General features: G+C 61.0%; 20 protein-coding genes and 1 tRNA gene. 12 read left to right on the top strand and 9 right to left on the bottom strand.

Going from position 1 to position 18,830, the window contains the following annotated elements:
* Positions 1-14 precede the first annotated feature (14 nt).
* On the bottom strand, positions 15-686 hold the full coding sequence (locus tag V1273_RS22520; RefSeq protein WP_334363439.1) for a hypothetical protein: 672 nt from the start codon (positions 684-686) through the stop codon (positions 15-17).
* 254 nt (positions 687-940) lie between these two features.
* On the opposite strand from V1273_RS22520, the gene V1273_RS22515 reads away from it, so the two are divergent.
* Positions 941-2,515, top strand: coding sequence for a S10 family peptidase (locus V1273_RS22515; protein ID WP_334410888.1), 1,575 nt, complete (start codon positions 941-943; stop codon positions 2,513-2,515).
* Between the two features lie 81 nt (positions 2,516-2,596).
* Here the strand turns inward: V1273_RS22515 and V1273_RS22510 are convergent, their stop codons facing one another.
* The gene (locus tag V1273_RS22510; RefSeq protein ID WP_334410887.1) at positions 2,597-3,133 is read right to left on the bottom strand and encodes a tetratricopeptide repeat protein; all 537 of its coding nucleotides are present in this window, start codon (positions 3,131-3,133) and stop codon (positions 2,597-2,599) included.
* Positions 3,134-3,428: 295 nt separating this feature from the next.
* Between V1273_RS22510 and V1273_RS22505 the strand changes: the two genes are divergently transcribed.
* The 5 genes from V1273_RS22505 (at position 3,429) to V1273_RS22485 (ending at position 6,920) form a co-directional block, all read left to right on the top strand.
* On the top strand, positions 3,429-3,674 hold the full coding sequence (locus V1273_RS22505) for a His-rich protein BRANT (protein ID WP_334363436.1): 246 nt from the start codon (positions 3,429-3,431) through the stop codon (positions 3,672-3,674).
* A 203-nt stretch (positions 3,675-3,877) separates the two neighbouring features.
* The gene (locus V1273_RS22500; protein WP_334410886.1) at positions 3,878-4,300 is read left to right on the top strand and encodes a hypothetical protein; all 423 of its coding nucleotides are present in this window, start codon (positions 3,878-3,880) and stop codon (positions 4,298-4,300) included.
* Positions 4,301-4,421: 121 nt separating this feature from the next.
* Positions 4,422-5,465 carry an alpha/beta fold hydrolase gene (locus V1273_RS22495; RefSeq protein ID WP_334410884.1) on the top strand — a complete coding sequence of 348 codons (1,044 nt, stop codon included), beginning with the start codon at positions 4,422-4,424 and terminating at the stop codon, positions 5,463-5,465.
* 314 nt (positions 5,466-5,779) lie between these two features.
* On the top strand, positions 5,780-6,490 hold the full coding sequence (locus V1273_RS22490; protein WP_334363433.1) for an outer membrane protein: 711 nt from the start codon (positions 5,780-5,782) through the stop codon (positions 6,488-6,490).
* Between the two features lie 190 nt (positions 6,491-6,680).
* Positions 6,681-6,920, top strand: a complete 240-nt coding sequence (locus V1273_RS22485; RefSeq protein ID WP_334368940.1) for a hypothetical protein — start codon at positions 6,681-6,683, stop codon at positions 6,918-6,920.
* An 85-nt stretch (positions 6,921-7,005) separates the two neighbouring features.
* Here the strand turns inward: V1273_RS22485 and V1273_RS22480 are convergent, their stop codons facing one another.
* The 3 genes from V1273_RS22480 to V1273_RS22465 form a co-directional block, all read right to left on the bottom strand.
* On the bottom strand, positions 7,006-7,260 hold the full coding sequence (locus tag V1273_RS22480; protein ID WP_334363432.1) for a hypothetical protein: 255 nt from the start codon (positions 7,258-7,260) through the stop codon (positions 7,006-7,008).
* Between the two features lie 358 nt (positions 7,261-7,618).
* Positions 7,619-8,041 carry a hypothetical protein gene (locus V1273_RS22470; RefSeq protein WP_334363430.1) on the bottom strand — a complete coding sequence of 141 codons (423 nt, stop codon included), beginning with the start codon at positions 8,039-8,041 and terminating at the stop codon, positions 7,619-7,621.
* A gap of 186 nt (positions 8,042-8,227) precedes the next feature.
* Complete coding sequence (locus V1273_RS22465; protein ID WP_334363429.1) at positions 8,228-8,449, bottom strand: hypothetical protein; 222 nt, start codon at positions 8,447-8,449, stop codon at positions 8,228-8,230.
* Positions 8,450-8,917: 468 nt separating this feature from the next.
* On the opposite strand from V1273_RS22465, the gene V1273_RS22460 reads away from it, so the two are divergent.
* Positions 8,918-10,024, top strand: coding sequence for an alpha/beta hydrolase family protein (locus V1273_RS22460; protein ID WP_334410882.1), 1,107 nt, complete (start codon positions 8,918-8,920; stop codon positions 10,022-10,024).
* Positions 10,025-10,043: 19 nt separating this feature from the next.
* Here V1273_RS22460 and V1273_RS22455 read toward each other — a convergent pair whose 3' ends face one another.
* Positions 10,044-10,583, bottom strand: coding sequence for a MarR family winged helix-turn-helix transcriptional regulator (locus V1273_RS22455; protein WP_334363427.1), 540 nt, complete (start codon positions 10,581-10,583; stop codon positions 10,044-10,046).
* A gap of 384 nt (positions 10,584-10,967) precedes the next feature.
* Between V1273_RS22455 and V1273_RS22450 the strand changes: the two genes are divergently transcribed.
* Positions 10,968-12,584 carry a porin gene (locus tag V1273_RS22450; RefSeq protein ID WP_334363426.1) on the top strand — a complete coding sequence of 539 codons (1,617 nt, stop codon included), beginning with the start codon at positions 10,968-10,970 and terminating at the stop codon, positions 12,582-12,584.
* A 535-nt stretch (positions 12,585-13,119) separates the two neighbouring features.
* Complete coding sequence (locus tag V1273_RS22445) at positions 13,120-13,824, top strand: addiction module antidote protein (protein ID WP_334410880.1); 705 nt, start codon at positions 13,120-13,122, stop codon at positions 13,822-13,824.
* 48 nt (positions 13,825-13,872) lie between these two features.
* Here V1273_RS22445 and V1273_RS22440 read toward each other — a convergent pair.
* From V1273_RS22440 to V1273_RS22430, 3 genes are all read right to left on the bottom strand, one after another.
* A tRNA-Thr gene (locus tag V1273_RS22440) sits at positions 13,873-13,947 on the bottom strand.
* A 62-nt stretch (positions 13,948-14,009) separates the two neighbouring features.
* Positions 14,010-15,176 (bottom strand): tyrosine-type recombinase/integrase, encoded by a 1,167-nt coding sequence (locus V1273_RS22435; protein WP_334381730.1) that lies wholly within the window; start codon positions 15,174-15,176, stop codon positions 14,010-14,012.
* A gap of 2 nt (positions 15,177-15,178) precedes the next feature.
* Positions 15,179-15,772, bottom strand: a complete 594-nt coding sequence (locus V1273_RS22430; RefSeq protein ID WP_334381731.1) for a hypothetical protein — start codon at positions 15,770-15,772, stop codon at positions 15,179-15,181.
* Between the two features lie 115 nt (positions 15,773-15,887).
* On the opposite strand from V1273_RS22430, the gene V1273_RS22425 reads away from it, so the two are divergent.
* The 3 genes from V1273_RS22425 to V1273_RS22415 all read left to right on the top strand — a co-directional run bounded on the left by V1273_RS22425 (position 15,888) and on the right by V1273_RS22415 (position 18,790).
* Complete coding sequence (locus V1273_RS22425; RefSeq protein ID WP_334381732.1) at positions 15,888-16,094, top strand: DNA-binding protein; 207 nt, start codon at positions 15,888-15,890, stop codon at positions 16,092-16,094.
* A 1-nt stretch (position 16,095) separates the two neighbouring features.
* A complete protein-coding gene (locus tag V1273_RS22420) occupies positions 16,096-16,959 on the top strand; it encodes a hypothetical protein (protein WP_334381733.1) in 864 nt (287 codons plus the stop codon).
* 1,477 nt (positions 16,960-18,436) lie between these two features.
* A complete protein-coding gene (locus tag V1273_RS22415; protein WP_334381735.1) occupies positions 18,437-18,790 on the top strand; it encodes a hypothetical protein in 354 nt (117 codons plus the stop codon).
* Positions 18,791-18,830 lie beyond the last annotated feature (40 nt).

Here is an 18,830-nt window from a genome sequence, read left to right as displayed (position 1 = left end):
ACGGTCCGGCACGCCTATTCCAGGCGCAGCAGCCGGCCGACGATCGGTGTTGCGCCGGGCTTGGCATCTGCGTCCACCCGGAACACGATCTGCGATGACTTGAACGAAGCGGCGTAGAGGCCGCCGGGAACCAGCGCGACATTCTCGCTCGCAAAATCGACGAAGCGTCCCTTGAGCTGGGTGCCGCCGAGGTCGATCTGCTGTCGCTCGCCCGCCGCGTCGAGACGCCGGATGATCAGCTTGCCGCGTCCCTTGGCTTCCACCAGCGGGGAGGCGCCGTAAAGCGTGAGCTGCGGCTGCGGCAGGGAGGCCGCCTTGTTGCTGTCGACGCTTCGCAGCACGGTGGCGGCAACGCCGCTGGTTTCGCGCGTGGTCACGTTGGCCTGGTTGGCATCGCAATTGGTTTTCTCGGCTTTGACCTCGGCGAGGTGAACGGCGCTCTCCTCGGTGCCGACGACAACGGTGCCGGTGCCGCTGATCGTCTCGCGCCGGCATGACTTCAGGTAGCTCAGAATGACAGAGCCGCCGTCGCCGATCTTGATGACCGCTTTGGGCGTCACATAGTCCATGAATTCCGCACCGGTGACCTTGCCCTTGATGTCTTCGACCACCGCGGCCGGCGAATCTGCGGCCGCCGGAGAAGCCAGCGCCAGCAGGCCGAGACAAACAGCAATCGAACGTTTCATTCTAAGACCCCATAAAAAAGCGCAGGTTCGTTAGTCGCGCCAGCGCTCGAATGGTTTCATGGATAGATCAAAATATCTGGCCGGTAGGCCAGCGGAACCGACCGATATCACCTAACGGCCGCCGAGGACAGCCATCGGGCGCAGTGCAGGGCATTCCGACCCTCTCACGCGATGCTGTCGGGATTGTGATTTCCGCGGGTTTCCTGCCCTTGTGTACCAACAGCGCTGTCGGGCGCAGATTGGGAGTGAACGGCATGGCTTCTCGTTTTATGGCAACGCGTCCCATGCGTCTGGCCGCCGCGATTCTGGTCCTGTGTTGCGCGACCGGCATACGCGCCGAGGAGGCGAGTTCGCCGACTTCGCAGCAGCCCGCCGCAGCGACGCCATCGCCGTCTCCGTCGGGCCAGAAGGGTGAAGCAGGGCGGGGCCCCGCCGCGACGCCATCGCCGGCAGCCGAACAACATCGCCTGCCGCCGGATTCCACCACCCGGCAAACGCTGACGCTGCCCGGCCGCACGCTCAACTTCACCGCCACCGCCGGCTCGATCCGGCTGTTCGACGACAAGCGCGAGCCGCAGGCTGATATCGCCTATACCTCCTACCAGCTCGACGGCACCGATCGCGCAAGCCGGCCGGTGACGTTTCTGTTCAACGGCGGCCCGGGCGCGTCCTCGGCCTGGCTGCAGTTCGGCGACGCCGGACCCTGGCGCATATCGATCACGGGTGAGGGCGCAGTGTCGTCAGCGACGCCCGATTTGCTGCCCAACGCCGAGACCTGGCTCGACTTTACCGATCTCGTATTCATCGATCCCGTCGGCACCGGATACAGCCGTTTCGTCGCGACCGGCGAGGACACGCGCAAGCGATTCTACTCCATCGACGGCGACGTCAGCGCCATCGCACTCGTGATCCGGCGCTGGCTGGAAAAGAATGATCGTCTGCTCTCGCCGAAATTCGTGACCGGCGAAAGTTATGGCGGCATCCGTGGACCCAAAATCGTTCGCAACCTGCAGACCCAGCAGGGCGTCGGCGTGCGCGGGCTGATCCTGGTCTCACCCTTGTTCGACTATCGCGATTTTTCCGGCTCGAGCCTGTTGCAGTATATGAACACACTGCCAAGCATGGCGGCGGTGGCGCGCGAAGCCAAGGGACCGGTGACGCGCGCCGATCTCGCTGACGTCGAGCGCTACGCGCAAGGCGAGTTTGTGACCGATCTCGTCAAGGGGCAGGCGGACCGCGAGGCCGCGACGCGACTTGCCGACAAGGTGGCCGCGCTGACCGGCATCGATCAAGCGGTGAGCCGCAGACTCGGAGGGCGTTTCGAGGTCGGCGAGTTCCGCAGAGAATTCGACCGCCGCAACGGCCGTGTGACGGGACGTTATGACGGCTCGGTCTCAGGTTTCGATCCCTATCCGGATTCGAACAACGCGCATTTCGGCGATCCTTCCGGCGATTCCCTGACGGCGCCGCTGACGAGCGCAGCCGTCGACCTCACCACGCGCAAACTCAACTGGCGTCCCGATGGCTCGTATCACCTGCTTAACTCAGCTGTGTACAGGGCCTGGGATTTCGGTCGCGGTCCGGCCGAGTCGGTTTCGGAGCTTCGCCAGATTCTCGCGCTCGACCCGAAAATGAAATTGCTGGTCGGTCACGGGCTTTTCGATCTCGCCACGCCCTATTTTGCCTCGAAGGTAGTTCTCGACCAGTTGCCGGCCTATGCGCGGTCGGACCGGGTCAAACTCGTCGTCTATCCCGGCGGCCACATGTTCTATTCGCGCGACGGCGCGCGCCAGGCATTCCGCGCGGAAGTTGAGAAGGTGATGAAGTAGCGCTCAAACAAAACCGGCGCAGTCTTGATGACTACGCCGGTGTTTCCTTCGTCATTGCAATGACGCGGAGAAAGTCGTGCCTCAGTACACCAATCCCGCGCCCGGCGGCTTTTCGAGCGCGGCGGCGAGCGAGCGATATTCTTCGCTTGAGGTGCCGGTGAGCTGCGCGATCCGGTTCAGGTGATATTGCGCCTGATCGCGGTTGCCCTGTTCGACCTGCCACAGGCCGTAATACTGCCAGGTCTTGACGTGGTTCGGATCGGCCTTCAGCGCGCGCTCGTACCAGATCTGCGAGACCTTGTAGTCGCCGAGCTTGCGATAGGAATAGCCGATGAGATTGGCGACGGCGGCCGAGTCGTCACGGCCGAGCGCCTTCAACTGCTCGATCGCCGACGCATAGTCGTGGCGCTCGTAGATCGCGGCGTAAGCAGCGCGATAGCCGTCGACGAATGCGGTTTGTTCAATGGCCGGGCGGGCTTCGCTGGATTTCTTTTTCTTCTTCGGCGGCGGAGGCGGCTCGCTGTCGGGATTTGCGTAGACGGCGGTGACGACAGGAGCTGCCGCGAGCGTAAGCGACAACATTGCGAGCGTCAAAAGCCTGATCACTAGTTTGTTCATGCATCTCTCCTGATGACCGGTTCCACAATCCTACACCGAAGGCCGTTGATGTGAACACCCGGCAGTTGAGAACATTCCCGCCATCCGCCTTCGTTTCTGCCGATTGTGGATTCGGCCGATTTGCCGGCCGCAGTTCGCGTTCAAAAGATGGCGAACCTGCCATGGAGATGAACGAAGTCCGCACGTTCGATTCAGGACGGGTTCACTGCGCCGTGCTTAACGTCGCGCGCATGATCGGCGAGCCCGGCCATTCGGACCGGAGAGCCCGCAGGTCCCCATGGAAGAGGAGACAGCTATGCTCAAGACCTTTTCTGCAGCGCTCGTTGCCGTGTCCGTTCTCGCCGCGCCCGTGTTTGCCGGCACTGCGGGCAAAACCGCGCAAGCTCCGGTGAACAAGAGTACGCAGGCTCCGGCCACCAAGGCCGAACAGGGAAAATCGAAGGCGCTGAACGCGAATGCGAGCAGCCACAAGAAGCAGGTCGGCCTCTCGAAGAAGCGTGCCGTGGTCAAACCCGCCGCGCCTGCCGCCAAGCGCAGTTGAACCAGCGCGATCGAATCTGATCCGCCGGCGCGTTTCGCCCCCGCGTCGGCGGATATCGGACCAGCCCACGTGCCATTGCTTCCCCGATGGCCGTGGGCTGGCGCTGCTTCGATCTGTTCGGGACCAGTAACCGAGATGCGAATTCCATTTCGCCGCCGGGCAGTCTATGAGACGGCCCAACGGGGGCGGGGGAAGCATTTCGCTTGCGAAGTTCAGTCAAAATTGCGGCGGTGATACTGTTGCCGCTCGCGCTGTCGGCCTGCGCCGCCAGCGACGAGAGCAAGCCGATCACGTTTACCGACGATCGCGGCGTCTCCAGCCAGCCTTTTCCGAAAAATTACCGCACGGAAGTGCTGGCGTTCCTGAAAACTTATCTCAATGATCCCGTCGGCGTACGCGGCGCCGTGATGGCCGAGCCGATCGAGCGCGTGGTCGGTGGGCGGCTGCGCTATGTCGTCTGTCTCCGATTCAGCCCGCGCGAGTCCGATGGCGGTTACCGCGAGCCGCGCGAACGCGCCATCCTTTTTGTCGACGGCCGGCTCGACCGCATCATCGAAAACGCCGCGGAGCCCTGTGCGGGGCTGGCCTACGCGCCATTTGCGGAACTGGAGAAACTGACGCGCTAGATTCGCGCGCGTGCCGTGAGCTTCACACGAGAGTGTGATGCTTCGCGCCTATACATATCATCCTTCGATCATTTATATCGCACGCGATCTAATCGCATGAGATATAGAGCGGAGAAAGACCATGTCCCATTCCATCACGCCTGACCGCCGCCGGTTCCTCGGCATCGTGGCAGCTACCGTTGCGGCCACACCGTTTGCCACGAGCGGGGCTCTGTTCGCACAGTCCGGCGACGCAGGAGCAGGCGCGGGCAGGCCGGGCGCCCACGCTTCGTTTGCTGCGCTGAAACAGATCGAAGCCGGCGTTCTCAATATCGGTTACGCCGAAGTCGGGCCCGCCAATGGTCCCGTCGCCATTCTTCTGCACGGCTGGCCCTACGACATCTATGCCTTCGTCGACGTGGCTCCCGTGCTGGCATCGGCAGGCTTCCGGGTCATCGTGCCGTATCTGCGCGGCTACGGCACGACGCGCTTCCTCTCAGGCGATACGCCGCGAAACGGCCAGCAGGGCGCACTTGCCACCGACGTCATCGCGCTGATGGATGCGCTGAAGATCGAAAAAGCGGTGGTGGCTGGCTTCGACTGGGGCGCCCGAACCGCCGGCATCGTCGCCGCGGCCTGGCCGGAACGCGTCAAGGCGCTGGTTTCGGTCAGCGGCTACCTGATCGGCAGCCAGGAAGCCAACGCAAAACCGCTGCCGCCATCGGCCGAGCTGCAGTGGTGGTACCAGTATTATTTCGCGACCGACCGCGGCCGGCTGGGCTACGAAAAATACCGGCGCGAGTTTTCCAAGCTGATCTGGCAGCTTGCCTCGCCGAAATGGAATTTCGACGACGCGACCTTCGAACGCAGCGCGGCATCCTTCGACAACCCGGATCATGTCGCCATCGTGATCCACAATTATCGCTGGCGGCTTGGTCTCGCCCCGGGCGAGACCAAATACGACGCGCTGGAAAAACGGCTGGCCGAATTTCCGGTCATTACCGTACCCACCATCACCCTCGAAGGCGACGCCAACGGCGCACCGCATCCGGACCCGAAGGCTTACGCCAAGAAGTTCTCCGGCAGATACGCCCACCGTCTCATCACCGGCGGGATCGGGCACAATCTGCCGCAGGAGGCGCCGCAGGCATTTGCCGACGCCGTCGTCGAAGCGGCTCGCTCTTGAAGACGGACGGTCTTGCAGCCGGCAGTCGCGACGACTGCCGGCACGGGGGAGTATTCCCCGGAAGGAACCGTGAACGAAATCGGATCACTTTTCGGCGATGGTTGAACCTTGCCTTAGTCATCCCGGACACCAGCTAAGCGGGGGAATCACCTCTTAACCCGGGAAAAAGCCTGGCGTGCGAGGGAACTAAACCGCTTTGTTGCTGTGCCTTCACAGTGGCGCGCCATCCGGTCGCGGGCGCTTGCCGCAAAGCAACCTAAATGAAGTCACGTTGTTTGGATTGGTATCCGCGACGTTCGTAACGGGGAAGCAAGATGAAGAAGATACTGCTCGGGGCTGCCGCGCTGGCCGTCATGGCGGCTCCAGCCTTTGCGGCCGACATGCCGCCCCGACCGTACACCAAGGCGCCTGCCTATACGGCGCCTCAAGTCGTCTATAACTGGACCGGGTTCTATATCGGTGGCCATGCCGGTGGCGCCTTCGCGGGTGACAACTCCCTGCAGGGCAGCGACGTCCGCTTCCTCGGCGGCGTGCAGGGTGGCTTCGACTATCAGTTCGCGCCGAACTGGGTGCTGGGCGCCGAAGCCCAGTATAGCTGGCTGCCCAGCAACAATAATAACGGCGTGCTGTTTCCGAACGGGACGCTCGTGACCTCCAACACCGATCAGATCGGCTCGGTGACCGGCCGGCTCGGCTACACCTGGGGTCCGGCGTTGCTTTACGCCAAGGGCGGTTACGCCTGGCGTGACAGCAACAATCTCGGCGTATCGGTGGCCGGGGTGCCCGCAGGCTTCACCACCAACGGCAACCACAAGGACGGCTACACGGTCGGCGGCGGCCTCGAATACATGTTCGCTCCGAACTGGTCGGCCAAGGCCGAGTACCAGTATTACAATTTCGGCGACACGACCTTCACATCCGGTCCTGCCGACATCAACGGCCGCACCTTCCGCAACGACGAGCATACGGCCAAGGTGGGCGTGAACTACCGGTTCGGCTGGGGTGGTCCGGCCGCCAAATATTGATTCGGTCCTCCGTATCGACACGAAAGGCCGGCGCTACGCCGGCCTTTTTGTCAGCGAATGCCGAGCGGCCGCGTGCGGCCTGCCTCGCCGCGCGCGTCCTCAGAGCGCGTCAAAAAATTTTTCGCGCTGCACGCAACTTTTCGTCATGATGCGCTATTATGGTCTCAGCCGGCTGGTTGGACATCGTAACATGCGTGCTTTTGCGTTAGGGCTGATCTTTTCCGCAGCGGCGTCTCCGTGCCTTGCTCAAACTGTCCTGAAATCCGAACCGCTTATCCTTGCTCCCTATGAAGTCGCCTTCGTGCAGGATCCCTCGTGCGGGGCCGGCAAGGTGCGCAAGGTAACCGGTGCGATCAGGGGACTGCAGCGGCGCAAGGCCTGCGTCACCCTTGCTTCGGAACAGGTATCGCTGGTCTCGGCGACGCCGTAGGATCCGATTTCCCGTCTCGGATGTCGTCCCGACGAATCGGTTCATTCGCCGGGACCTGTCGCGTGTCGGCCGCTTGCGGCCGACCTTACGACGCGAGCTGCAATTCCGTCTGCGCGTCGCGCTCGGCGTCGGCCTTGTTGCGGGCGGGGTCTTCGTGCGGCTCAAGCTGGCAGGGCTTGATCTCGTAGTCATGGTCCAGCACCGGACGGGGACCCGTGTTGTCTCGCCCGGCGATGACGTCGACGACGAGACCGCTCTTCTGGGCGATCTTCCAGACATCGGCTGCGGTTGGATAGGCCTTGCTCAGCTTGGCATCGTTTGAGAACAGCGCGTAGGGCATTGTTAGCTCCGGTAAAAACGGTCAACGCGGAAGCGGGGGCCGGGTTTCAGGCTTGGCTGCCATGCGGCCATTCCACAGGCTGTTTCGGGAGCAAATTGGCTCGCTTCGGCCCATTTTCGTGGAGTCTCTGAGTCTTTAACGAGCCGTAAACTCCCGAAAAAAGAATCCCCGAGACTCAGTCGCCAGAATCGCCGGATGTTTCCGGCCATGAGAACGAGCCTCCAGACCTCCTGCGAGCGTGTCCAACTCACGCTGACCGTGTGCCTGCTGGCTGCATGCGCAGCCAACATGGCGCTGGTCTATGCCTGGCTCTGAACATCGGGGGCGGGGGCGGAGAACGCAGCAAGATGTCTGGGATCTACTTAGTCGGCCGCGCCGGCGGCTCGCCTTCTCGGAGCGCCGCGTGCACCTTTGCCATGGTCGCGGTGCAATAGGCCTCGCGCTCGCGGTTGAACCGCTCTTGATGGGCACGGAAGCTCGCGACCCGCGCCTTGATCTCGGACTGGATGTCGTCCCGCAGGTCAGGACGCGCGAGAGGGGCCAGCCTCGCAATTTCCCTCGACGCTTCCTTTGGCGCCTGGGCAATGGGCATCGTCTCCGCCAGCAGGGCCTGGATGTCAGAAGGCGGCGCGGCTGGACGGGTGGGCTCGGATGCCTGGACGGAGAGGACGGTGACCGACGTCGTGCCCGTCTTCTCGGCCTCCGGCGGCTTGCCGGTCACCGATTGAACAAACGCCATCGTCTGCGCGATCAGGAGATCGCGTTCCCTCATCCATTTCATGAGACACCTCGGCCCAAGTCATTCCACCAAACGGCTTTTGTGGAATCAAGCGGGCGGGGACGTAACTGGGGATAACTGCCGCTCTTTTGCGCGCGAGGTGACAAAACGGTGACAGTTCGTGACTGCCAACGTGGACATGGCGCGGGCGCATGAGGATGATGTACCTGATCGCGCGAAGCGGAGTGACTAGCGGTCGCGGGGATTGGTGTTCGGAACAAAGGGCGCGCCGATCATACGCACCGGCGGCTGGTCGCCGACATAGATGATCCGCTGGTCGGCTGCCGGCGAACGCTCGACGCCAGCGGTTGTCCGGTGGGCGAACCGGACCGGCTTGTCGTCGAACCCAAGCAGCATAGCGCCACCAGCAATCGCCACGCTGAAACACGCGACGATAGCGAGCAGCACCATGTTGCAATTTTCTTCGCGAATTCTCATGCCGGGAGAACGCGAGAGGTGGGGGTTGGTTTCCCCGATCAGTCTGAGAGTGAGTGTCCGATCCCACAACCGCGGGTGGCGCATCGGCCAGGACGTTGAACTACTATCTCATCCAGGCCAGAAGCCGCGCTGATAATGGGCCAGGTGGCGCATTCAGCACCGTAGAACTACGAGAATCGCCTAAAAAAACAGCACGTTGCCCGATAGATGGGGCTAACAAGCACTTTCCCCCTAGTTCCGCCCGGTGCAATACATTTTCCGAGATGCCTCTCAGGCGATGGCCCGAACCGCCCGGCTATTGAAGGCTGGGAGCCGTTCGGTCGGGCTAACCCATATCTGCGGCATGGGACGTTTGGAGGGCTTGCAGGATGTCGACCTCACGATTTAAATTACAATCTATAACTAATTTTATCAATTGAGGTTCACAGGTTTGCTTCCGGCATGAAGATTCATTTTGGTCCGGCGGGTTGGGTTCAATGGCCAGACAGCGAAGAGTTCTCAATCGAGTTCATGAGGCTGCTCGGCCTGGCTCAGGAAGGGGGCTCGCTGATCTCGGAATGCTTCCTTGTCGCAAGTCGGATTGACCCAAAGGATGGCGGCGATTCCTGGTATCGGGAATGGCTGAGGATGGCTGATATCAGCAACGAGCGCGCCAACGCTGCCTTCCAGCGCGGTCACGTGCTGACCGCACAAAGCAACTGGCTCCGTGCCATCAATTACTATCAGGCATCAGCGTTCGATTTCGACGCTGCCGACGAGAAACAGCAGGGTGTGCTCAGAACCATGCGGGCCTGCGCCCGCCGCTACATTGCGCATCTCACTCCCGCCGGCGAGGTCGTCGAGATTCCCTGGCAGGAAGATTATCCGCTGGAAGGCTACTTTTTGCCTGCCCCGGCCGCTTCGCATCGAACGCCTGTCGTGGTGTGCATGGGCGATCCCGGGCATCGGAAGGAAGAATATCTCTTCAAGGTGGCGCGCTACGCCCGCGACAGGGGATTGTCGCTGCTGGCCGTGGATCTCCTTGGATCCGGCACCGGCGCAAAATTCGATGAGGTAGCGGGCCGTCCCGATCTCGAAATGGCGGTAAGCCACGTGATGGATTACCTCACGACGAGGGGCGACATCGACGAAAACAGGGTGGCGATTCTCGGCGACGGTCCGGGATCGTCCTTTGTGGCGCGTGGCGTCGCTCTCGACAATCGTTTCGCTGCCGCGGTTTGTGACGGCGGAATCTGGGATATGCACGAGCGCGCCTTCTTGATGGACCGCCTCTCGCTGGGTTCCGCGTGTAAAGGAGGCGAAGGCGGCTGGCCGCGGCGAAAATTTCGCTGCCCGGTTCTGATCACCATGGGTGAGCAGGGCTGGCTCGAAAGCAACCATGTGACCGGTCTGTTCGAACGACTCAAGACCAGCCAGCCCGACATTTCACTAAGAATTTTCGATAGCTCTGAAACTGCTGCCGCGCATGGGCATTGCGATAATCCCACGCTCGCCAACGAGTTCATTTTTGATTGGATGGCCGATCGCCTTGAGTCGGTACCGGCCTAGCTCGTTACCGTCAGAGAGGTCATATACCCATCGCTATCTTCAGGCTCGCCTTCTCGAGACGGCCCTTCAGGGTCGCGAGTTTGCCGGTGAGCTCGCTGAGTTCACGGTCGCTGAATTCCGCGAAGACGAAGTTGTTGAGGGCCTCCTGCTCGGAGGCCAGGTTCGCAATGTGCTTATAAGTCTTGTCCGTCAACGACATCTGCACAACCCTTGCATCGTCTGCCGACGTCCTCCGGCGCATGAAACCCTTCTTCTCGAGCATTTTCGACTGAGTCGTGACGAACGACGGGTCTACGTGAAGCATCTTTGAGACGACCTTCACCGGGACGCCCTCACCTTTATCCAGATCGGCCAGGGCCATCAGGATCATCCATTGCGGGCCGCTGATGCCGAGGGCTTTTGCCCAGAAGTAACGAATCTCCTGGAGGTGCACGTTGATGGCGGCGATCTCCCAGGCGAGTTGCCGGGCGATGTCCTGATTCTTTCCGCCGACCTCATTCGGCCCTCCGCGGTTGCCGCGGCTCGATGAGTCCGATCCCTTGCGGAGTTCTTGTCCCATAGTTTCTCTCATCCGAGCCAGCGTTTACTAACTTAACTGATTTACCTAACAATATCATCCAAGTGGACGCCTTTCTGGCGGTTCCCCGAACACGATTTTGCGAGCAGCCGGTGTTGCCACAGCGACACAGTCGAACAGGATAGAGATAGATGAGTTCATAAACTATTTTGATTACGTAAGTTGCGCATGCATAGTTCTGAAGACGGCCGAGGGGGGTCCTGGGTCGTTCCGTTGCAGGTGGTTCGCTTAAGTCCCTCGCGTTCATGCGGGTGTGTCCGAAGACGCGAAACGACTGAGCGGTTTTTCAAAGGCGAGGGCGGATCTTTCCTGGGGGAACAGCCACAGGTCCGTCCTCGTCCTGGCAGAGCAACTTGGAGGTTTAACATGACTATGATCAAGAGCCTTGTTCTCGGCTCAGCGGCGGGTCTCATCGCCGTGAGTGGAGCACAGGCCGCCGATCTTCCCGTCAAGGCCAAAGCGGTCGAATACGTGAAGATCTGCTCCCTGTACGGCGCTGGCTTCTACTACATCCCCGGCACCGACACCTGCATGAAGATTGGTGGTTACCTGCGCGTCGACACCACGTTCAACGGCGGCATCTACGGCTCGCCGGCATGGAACGGCGACATCGGTCAGGGCAACCGCTACGCCAATTACTTCGCGGCCCGCTCCCGTATGTCGCTGTCGGTTGATACCCGCACCGCCACTGAATACGGCGTTGTCCGCACCTTCGGTCAGGCCAACTTCCAGTTCAGCACACTCGGCAACAACACCTTCAATCCGAACTCGCTCGACACGCGCCTGGGCAACAACACGAACCTGCTTGACTCCGCCGGCAACGGCTACGTGTCAATTGACCAGATCTTCCTGCAGTTCGCGGGCTTCACCTTCGGTAAGTCGGTTTCGGCCTTTGCGTCGCCGTGGAACGGCTATCCGGGCAACAACAACTCGAACCTGATCGGCGGTCCGGACTACGTGACCGGCGTCAACAACATCCAGTACACCGCTCAGTTCGGCAACGGCGTGTCGGGCACCATCGGTCTGGACGAACCGACCGTGTACAGCCGCACGGGCATCGGATATCTTGCAACTTTCGCGGCAACCGCTGCTACTCCCACGGCACTCGCAACCAATCCGGCCAGCTCGGTCTCGACGCTCGGAATTGCGCCGAACGCCTATGGCGGCGTGCATGCGCCCGACATCGTCGGCAACATCCGGGTCGACCAGGCTTGGGGTCTGTTCCAGATCGGCGGTCTGGCGCATCTCGTGAACGCTTCGTACAACGTGCTAGGCCCGACGGGCGTGCCGACCGCTCTGTCGGAAATCTCCGGTCACCCCGAAAGCAAGTGGGGCGGTGCGGTGATGGCGGCCTTGCAGATCAAGAATCTGCCGACCGGTGCGGGCGATGACTTCAAGATCGACGCCACCTACGCCAAGGGCTCCACCAAGTCGGTGATCTCCACCAGCGGCACGTCGCCGAGCTTTGCGATGTTCGGTGATACCAGCCGTGCGGGAGCCTATCAGAGCTACGGCGTTGGCTACACCAGTGACGGCGTTTATGTCCCGGGTGGCGATATCCAGCTTACGGATGCCTGGGGCGTCCGTGGTGCGTTCAACCACAACTGGGATCCCTACTGGTCGACCAGCCTCTGGGGCAGCTACGCCCAGGTTCGCTACAATGGTACAGCGACCGCGGCCTACTGTGCGGCCTTTGCGGGCCCCGCTGCGGGCGGTCCTGTAATATCCGCACGCAGCTTCAGTGGCGACTTCACCTGCAACCCGGACTTCGATGTTGCGATGGTGGGTGCGGTCACCCGCTGGACTCCTGTCAAGAACCTGACGTTCTCGGCTGAAGTCGGCGCGTTCTTCCTTGACCAGAAGATGACGGGTGCGATCACGGCACAAGCTCCGGGCGCGACCAGCCCGAAGCCGAGTGCGACCTACGAGTTCCGGGACCAGAGCACTGTGTTCCTGAACATTCGCGCTCAGCGCAACTTCTGATCCTGATCTGAACTATCGCAATGACCCCCGGCAGTTTCACTGCCGGGGGTCTCTTTTTGGAAAGCTCCACGCCAGCACTCCGTTCTCAAACTTCAGCCAAATACTCGAAACATTCTTGAGAAGAAATCTGCTGGCGCAAAAGCGGCGCGCAAGCTTGCTGAAGCGCTCAAAGACTCGGAAGTGCGTCCCGTCATCAGAATGTTCGCGAGATCTCCGTCGCGCCGTTGAACGCTGCATCGAGCGACGAGCCTTCAGCGAAGCCTTGTCGCCCCGCACACCATCGAAGCCCGGGCAAAGCGTCTCCGCCGGAGCGGTGCGCCGATGTGTGTGTAACTAAAATATATGTTGTAATAACTTGAGTAACTCATGTATTATTTTAAGGCGTAGCCGCCAAATCGGTTGGCGGCTTCTCATGGAGAAGCGCACCAGCATCTTCAGAAATACCTCCGAAACCTCTGGCCATGCCCGGCCAGAGGTTTTTCGGCCTCTGAGGGCTGTTTCTGATTGCGCCCGGTGCAGACTCGGATGGCACCAGATGGCCAAGACGGCTCGTCGCTCTCAATACGCTAGCACGGCTCAGCTTGAAAAATTCTTGAATCAGGCGTTTCAAACCACCGATAGCCGTCAGGTTTGCCTGGCTCTCGGTGAAGCAGTCCGGACCCAAAATGTCACGACGATCGCTATCGAATCAGGAATAGAGCGGGCACACCTCTACGGGGCTTTTGCATCAGAGAGGGGGCCGCGGCTTTCCACGGTGACGAAGGTGATTACGGCACTACGTCTGAGGCTGGTTACAGTGCAACCGTCCGCATCCACGGTCGAAAGATATAGCTCTCAACAGCCAGTGCATGGCCATTTACGTTACAGCACTCCGGCGGGCGTTGCCGAGCTCTTGAATCCTGCCTTTGCAACATCCAATCTTCGCGCCATTTGTTCTACCTTTGGTGAGATCATCCGAGCCCAGGAGAATGTTACTGAGTTCGCGCGACGAATACAGATTGGCCGAACACGTCTCTACCGCTCGTTCATGGGCGATCGTTCTCCCGAATTTACGACTGTCCTGACGATTCTCGGGGCGTTCGGATTGCAGTTGCGTGTAGAGCGGGTAAGCAATCGGAAAGCGTCGCTCGATCCCTATTCAACGCCGAGCCTTGGAAAATCGGCAGAGCTCGGGACATCGGCAGAGATGGTGTTCCCCCAACAACTTCCCGTGGAATTCCCAGCAATGGTAGAGGCCTGAACGGGTATTGGCTCGGTCGAACGGTTTCGTCCGCCTGACGCTCTTAAATGGTGCCGGTTGAGAGGATTGAACTCCCGACCTTCGGTTTACAAAACCGCTGCTCTACCGCTGAGCTAAACCGGCGAATATCTAGTTTATCAAGGGGTTGTTGATATTCACGATCGAACGTTTCAGCAACCTTGGTCCTAAATTGGCCCAATGATCAAGCCCTTCGTCAGAAGGCCGATCTTCTCGGCGGCCGACTCGTCGCCCTTTTGGGTTCTCTTAGCGTAGACCTTGAGCAAAACGCTAGGGTCATGGCCCAGCCTTTTTGCCACGACGTGCACAGGCGTCCCTTGATCGAGGAGCCAAGTTCCGTGCGATACCCGAAGATCGTGCAGGCGGATCGAGAATCCGAGGATCTTCTCAGCCCGCTTGGTGAACTGCTTCGTGACGCTGTCAGGATGCCGGGGCTCGCTCGGCTGGCCATCCGGGGTTGGGAACACCAGCCAGTCATCCGGAATGCGCACAAGGCTCAGGTCAACCTCGATGCCGTCGGGTGCACCAGCGACCAACCGCTGAAAGCGCGCCCGCAAGCTGAGCAGCAGCGCGACGAGAGTGTCGTCGAGTACGATCGTGCGCTTGCCGCGCTCCGATTTCGGCTCCTTGAATTGAAGCCCGTGCTTCTTTGTGTATTCCAGGGCGCGCTCAATGCGCAGCGTCTTTGCGGTCGGATTGAAGTTGGACCAGCGCAGCGCCAGCGATTCACCGCGGCGCATGCCCGTGAACGCCATCAAGAACGTAAAATCGAAAAGCGTGGACCCGCGAAAGCCCTCGACCAATGCCGTGATCTTCTCTTGCTCGAGCGCCTGGCCGATATCGGAGTCGCCGGCCGATGGCTTCTTGATCGCGGCTGCCGGGCTAGCCTGAAGCAGCTTGCCAATATCAACGGCCGCCTGCAGGCAAGCCTTGAGCACGGTCGCGACGTGATGTCGGGTGCGAGGCGCCAGCGCAGTCATCTCGGCATACAGCTTCTGGATTTCGATCGGCTTTATTTGCTGTAGCGGCCGCTCGCCCAATCTCGGCAGCACATGCTTCTTGAGCAAGTCCTCATAGCGCGCCACCGTCTTGTGCTGGCGTTCTGCCGTCTTGAGCGCAATCCAATCGTCGGCCCATTGCGACAATGTCTTCTTGTCGGCGGCAACGTGCACGCCTTTGCCTGCATCCGCCAGCAGACCGCGAAGTTTGTCTGCCGCTTCTTTTCGCGTGCCGCGGAAGGTGAGGGAGTGCCTGACGTCGCCGACGTAATAGCGCAGCCGCCAAGAATTTTCGCCGCGCCTCTGAACGCTGCCGTCGCCGTGTGATCGCTTCATTGCTAGCCCTCTTCGTCAAGCTCGGTGGTTTGGCTAAGCGCGTCTTGGGTGTAGGCAACCAGATAATGAAGCATCTCAGTCTCGATTTCGGCCGTGACGCTAATCTGGCGACATGAAACCTGGCGATCGTACCCATCGACAAAAAAATCGATCGCGACCGGGCCATGGCCGCGCATGATTTGGCCGCGCCAACAGCGAGAAACGCGGATGCCGTGATATTCAGAGTATCGGTAAGCGGGCCCAGAGCGAATGTTCTGGCCAGAGAGAACGCTGGCAACTTCGGAACGGAATGTCGGCTTCCCAGCCGCTCCCCAATGCGCTCTATGTACACCCCTCGAGAGAGTGCCACCGTACCGCGCCTCGCAAAGCGCGACGACACGCGCGTCCACATCGCTCAGCCCCTCCGCCGCCAGAGCACTAATGATGACCGCGGCGGCGTTCTCTGGGGTGAGGAGAACTCCGCTTCCCGGGCCTCGTCCCGGGGCGGGCGTCAATAGGCCGAGTTTCACCAGCGAGCGCTGCCGTTCGTACAGCGCGCCAGGGGTGAGGCCGATGATCGGGGCGATCCCGTGGAGATACGTCTTCAAGCTGGACATGGGAAACAGTACCAAAATATTGGACGTTGTACACCAATAATCCATTGCGAATCAAAAATCTCCACCTAGGTGTGAAGAGGTGTACATCGGCCAACACTTTTCCAAGGGAATAACCATGAACGAAGAGCTGAGGAACCTGCTTTCCGGGGTCACCGCAGATGTGCCCGACGTCGGCCGAATTTGTTACGGCCTTAGCCGCAACGGCTCCTATAACGCCGCAGCGAAGGGCGACATTCCGACGATCCGAATCGGCGGTCGGCTGAAGGTCCCGACGGCGGTGCTGCGCCGGCAGCTAGGGCTCGATCAGGTCGGCGCGTCCTGACATGAACATTGCCGTCACCACACCGCTCCCCGCACTGATCGATCGCGCCCGACAGGCGCTGGCCAATGCTCGGACAGCCGCGGAGATCCTTGAAGCCAAGGACGAGGCCAGCATCATCTATGACATCGCGAAGAAGGCCGCACGCATGGCCGCCGCGAAAGGAGCGCATGATGAGGTGGTCGCCGCCGCTCACCGCGCGCAGGGAGACGCGCTGGAACTGGAAGCCGGAGCAAAGCACCGACTGGCGGATGAGTACGACGCCGCGCAAGAGCGGGGCGAGATCAACGGCCACGGCGGCGATAGGAAGACTGACGAGTTCAAGTTTGAGAGCTCCAAACTTGAAGGCATCAAGCCAGACCAGCTTCACGAAGCGCGCATCATCCGCGACGCGGAGGCGGCCGACCCTGGCATCGTCCGCCGCAGCATCGACGAAAGGCTGGCGCAGGGCGAGGAGCCGACAAAGGCGGCTCTGCGTCAGGTCGTTACAGAAGCGGCGATGCGCGGTCATCGTGCCGGCACCGGCGCTGGCTCCTCCAATAAAAACCCAAACTACCAACCGCCATCAAAGGCTGATGTCCCGCAGAGCGACGGCAGCAATCCTCCTGGTCCTGCCGAAGTGGCAGGCCTCGCCAACGCCCTGCGCGTCGGTCTGTGCGCACTCGATCCCATTATCGATCGCATCGACGAGATCGGCCTACCAGAGTTCTGGAAGCAAATCGGATCGAAGGCCGCCCGGCAGGAACTTGCCGTCGTGTTGGACGGCTTGTACCGCTTGCGAGCCATCGAGCGTGCCTACGAAAAACTGCAGAGGCGTGGCGGGATTTATCACCACGATTTTCGCGACAACGATGGATGTGCGGCATGAGCTCCGCGCAAGTTTTCGAGCGTGACGACGGCCTATTCGAGGTCGGGCTGGCTGAGCCGCTGGGGCCATTTGAGGCGCGATCATTCGCCGAGGCCGTCGCCATGGCCAACCATAGGTCACTCCACAAACGAAAAACGCCTCCGGAAAAACCGGAGGCGTCGTTCGGGTGTGACCAGCACCGCAACCAATGAGTAACAGTATGGATACGCCAGCGTATCGCTTTTTGCAAGCAAATTCCGAGCAGGGCGCCGTCATGAGCGACCGCTTGCGCTGATCGAACACGCGCGTTCGGTCGACCTAGTGCGCGAGATCGCGGGTCTGCTCGGTGGCTCCCGCCGCAATCAAACGAACACGGATCGATCGTCGCGACAATAGCGACGAGTCGAGATCGGCCATGATCTCGTCGCCGGAAACGTGGGGACCCCACGCCCGCAGATGAATGACCGCAGCGCGCCGCGCGCTCAATTAGCGGCAGCGAGCCGGACGCTAAACGCCGTCGCGCGACCGGAAACAAAGTAGTGCGGGCAAGTGTGACCCATAACACCCGCGACCAATGAGGAACCCGGCAACCCCGGGGACGGTGAAAAGGCTCCGCCGCGTGTCAATCGGGATGACCTCCGACCGCGCGGCGAGAACAAGACCGAGCGTGCCGAAGAAAGCGCTCAGGGATCACGACGGGGACAACGTCGTGCCGGCAACGCCGGGAAAGGACACTGAGTAATCGGGCTTCGCTTTGAAGCTTCCGCCTGGTCGGCGGTCTTGAGGGTAGAGGGCTCTACCATTCTCAAGGGATGAAAGGGGCGAAGCTATGCCTCTAAGGTTACGAGTGAGGAGAGATGCACGAACACGAGACGTACACGACACACAGCAATCGAGCGGGCCTGACACCGAGCAGGAAGCAAAGCCGCACCAGCACGTCCGTAATCGCCAGCAATCGACCGTCTACAGTCGCCACTCATGCGCGCACGGCCGCCTGGCCGCTGTTCTTGCGGTCGAGATCGATCGGGCGCGCCAGGGCACGGCAAGCCCGTCAATCAGCCATCAACCGCCGAAATTTCCAAGGGACCGGTATGGAGGGATACGCACCGCGAGGCCGAGCCTTGCCCGTGTTCACTATATTTGGGCCGCTCAAAATCGCGGTTTCGTTGTCAGGAAATATTCCTATGGCATCGTACTTTCGGCTGACTAGGGGTTTCGCGTTCCGCCCCAAGGCGCTGCGGCGGGCGATCCTTCACATTCTAGACCAGCGTCCCTGCCTCACAGCCCGCGAGCTCGCATCGTGCGCTTATTGCTTTCGGCGGCCCATGATTCGGCCGGGCTGGCGCATACCGACCAATGCCGAAGTTGTCGCAACCCGGAGAGCGCTCCGGCGTTTGGTGTCCTCCGGCAAGGTCGCATTTGTCGGCAAGGCGCGTCGCATGGGCGCGCGGCGTGGTCACAAATTATTCGAGCTAGCCAAACCCGGGGTGGGCCAACGATGACCGACGCTGCCGAAATCGCCGCGCGACTTGATGTTATCGAGGCAGCGGTCAAAGCTATACGGGACTCGCTGCCGTCGGAACGCGCGCCGGCGCAAGGCGACGATGGTCTCCCCGGCGACCTTATGAGGCCGGGCGATGTGATCCACGAGTTCGCCATTCCGAAGTCAACGTTGCATCGCCTCTGCCGTGCTCACCCAATCAGCAACGCCGATGGATTCGCCTACTTCGATGGTGACGAAGCAGAGTACCGGATCTCGCGCAGCCGGTTTGCTGCGTTTCTGCGGCCGAATGGGACGCTATGGGACGTGAAACAGCCGCAGCGGGACGTCGGTGGGACGTCTCCGGCGTAGCCTCGCCGCCAACTCGCTCGGGCTTTATCTCCCGCCTCCC

Source organism: Bradyrhizobium sp. AZCC 1721, from assembly GCF_036924715.1.
Lineage (GTDB): Bacteria > Pseudomonadota > Alphaproteobacteria > Rhizobiales > Xanthobacteraceae > Bradyrhizobium.
This window is presented reverse-complemented; position numbering and strand designations above follow the sequence as displayed.

Coding starts and splice junctions, on each gene's coding strand:
- V1273_RS22520 (WP_334363439.1), bottom strand. CDS start 686: ATGAAACGTTCGATTGCTGTTTGTCTCGGCCTGCTGGCGCTGGCTTCT.
- V1273_RS22515 (WP_334410888.1), top strand. CDS start 941: ATGGCTTCTCGTTTTATGGCAACGCGTCCCATGCGTCTGGCCGCCGCG.
- V1273_RS22510 (WP_334410887.1), bottom strand. CDS start 3,133: ATGAACAAACTAGTGATCAGGCTTTTGACGCTCGCAATGTTGTCGCTT.
- V1273_RS22505 (WP_334363436.1), top strand. CDS start 3,429: ATGCTCAAGACCTTTTCTGCAGCGCTCGTTGCCGTGTCCGTTCTCGCC.
- V1273_RS22495 (WP_334410884.1), top strand. CDS start 4,422: ATGTCCCATTCCATCACGCCTGACCGCCGCCGGTTCCTCGGCATCGTG.
- V1273_RS22490 (WP_334363433.1), top strand. CDS start 5,780: ATGAAGAAGATACTGCTCGGGGCTGCCGCGCTGGCCGTCATGGCGGCT.
- V1273_RS22485 (WP_334368940.1), top strand. CDS start 6,681: ATGCGTGCTTTTGCGTTAGGGCTGATCTTTTCCGCAGCGGCGTCTCCG.
- V1273_RS22480 (WP_334363432.1), bottom strand. CDS start 7,260: ATGCCCTACGCGCTGTTCTCAAACGATGCCAAGCTGAGCAAGGCCTAT.
- V1273_RS22470 (WP_334363430.1), bottom strand. CDS start 8,041: ATGAAATGGATGAGGGAACGCGATCTCCTGATCGCGCAGACGATGGCG.
- V1273_RS22465 (WP_334363429.1), bottom strand. CDS start 8,449: ATGGTGCTGCTCGCTATCGTCGCGTGTTTCAGCGTGGCGATTGCTGGT.
- V1273_RS22460 (WP_334410882.1), top strand. CDS start 8,918: ATGAAGATTCATTTTGGTCCGGCGGGTTGGGTTCAATGGCCAGACAGC.
- V1273_RS22455 (WP_334363427.1), bottom strand. CDS start 10,583: ATGGGACAAGAACTCCGCAAGGGATCGGACTCATCGAGCCGCGGCAAC.
- V1273_RS22450 (WP_334363426.1), top strand. CDS start 10,968: ATGACTATGATCAAGAGCCTTGTTCTCGGCTCAGCGGCGGGTCTCATC.
- V1273_RS22445 (WP_334410880.1), top strand. CDS start 13,120: ATGGCCAAGACGGCTCGTCGCTCTCAATACGCTAGCACGGCTCAGCTT.
- V1273_RS22435 (WP_334381730.1), bottom strand. CDS start 15,176: ATGAAGCGATCACACGGCGACGGCAGCGTTCAGAGGCGCGGCGAAAAT.
- V1273_RS22430 (WP_334381731.1), bottom strand. CDS start 15,772: ATGTCCAGCTTGAAGACGTATCTCCACGGGATCGCCCCGATCATCGGC.
- V1273_RS22425 (WP_334381732.1), top strand. CDS start 15,888: ATGAACGAAGAGCTGAGGAACCTGCTTTCCGGGGTCACCGCAGATGTG.
- V1273_RS22420 (WP_334381733.1), top strand. CDS start 16,096: ATGAACATTGCCGTCACCACACCGCTCCCCGCACTGATCGATCGCGCC.
- V1273_RS22415 (WP_334381735.1), top strand. CDS start 18,437: ATGACCGACGCTGCCGAAATCGCCGCGCGACTTGATGTTATCGAGGCA.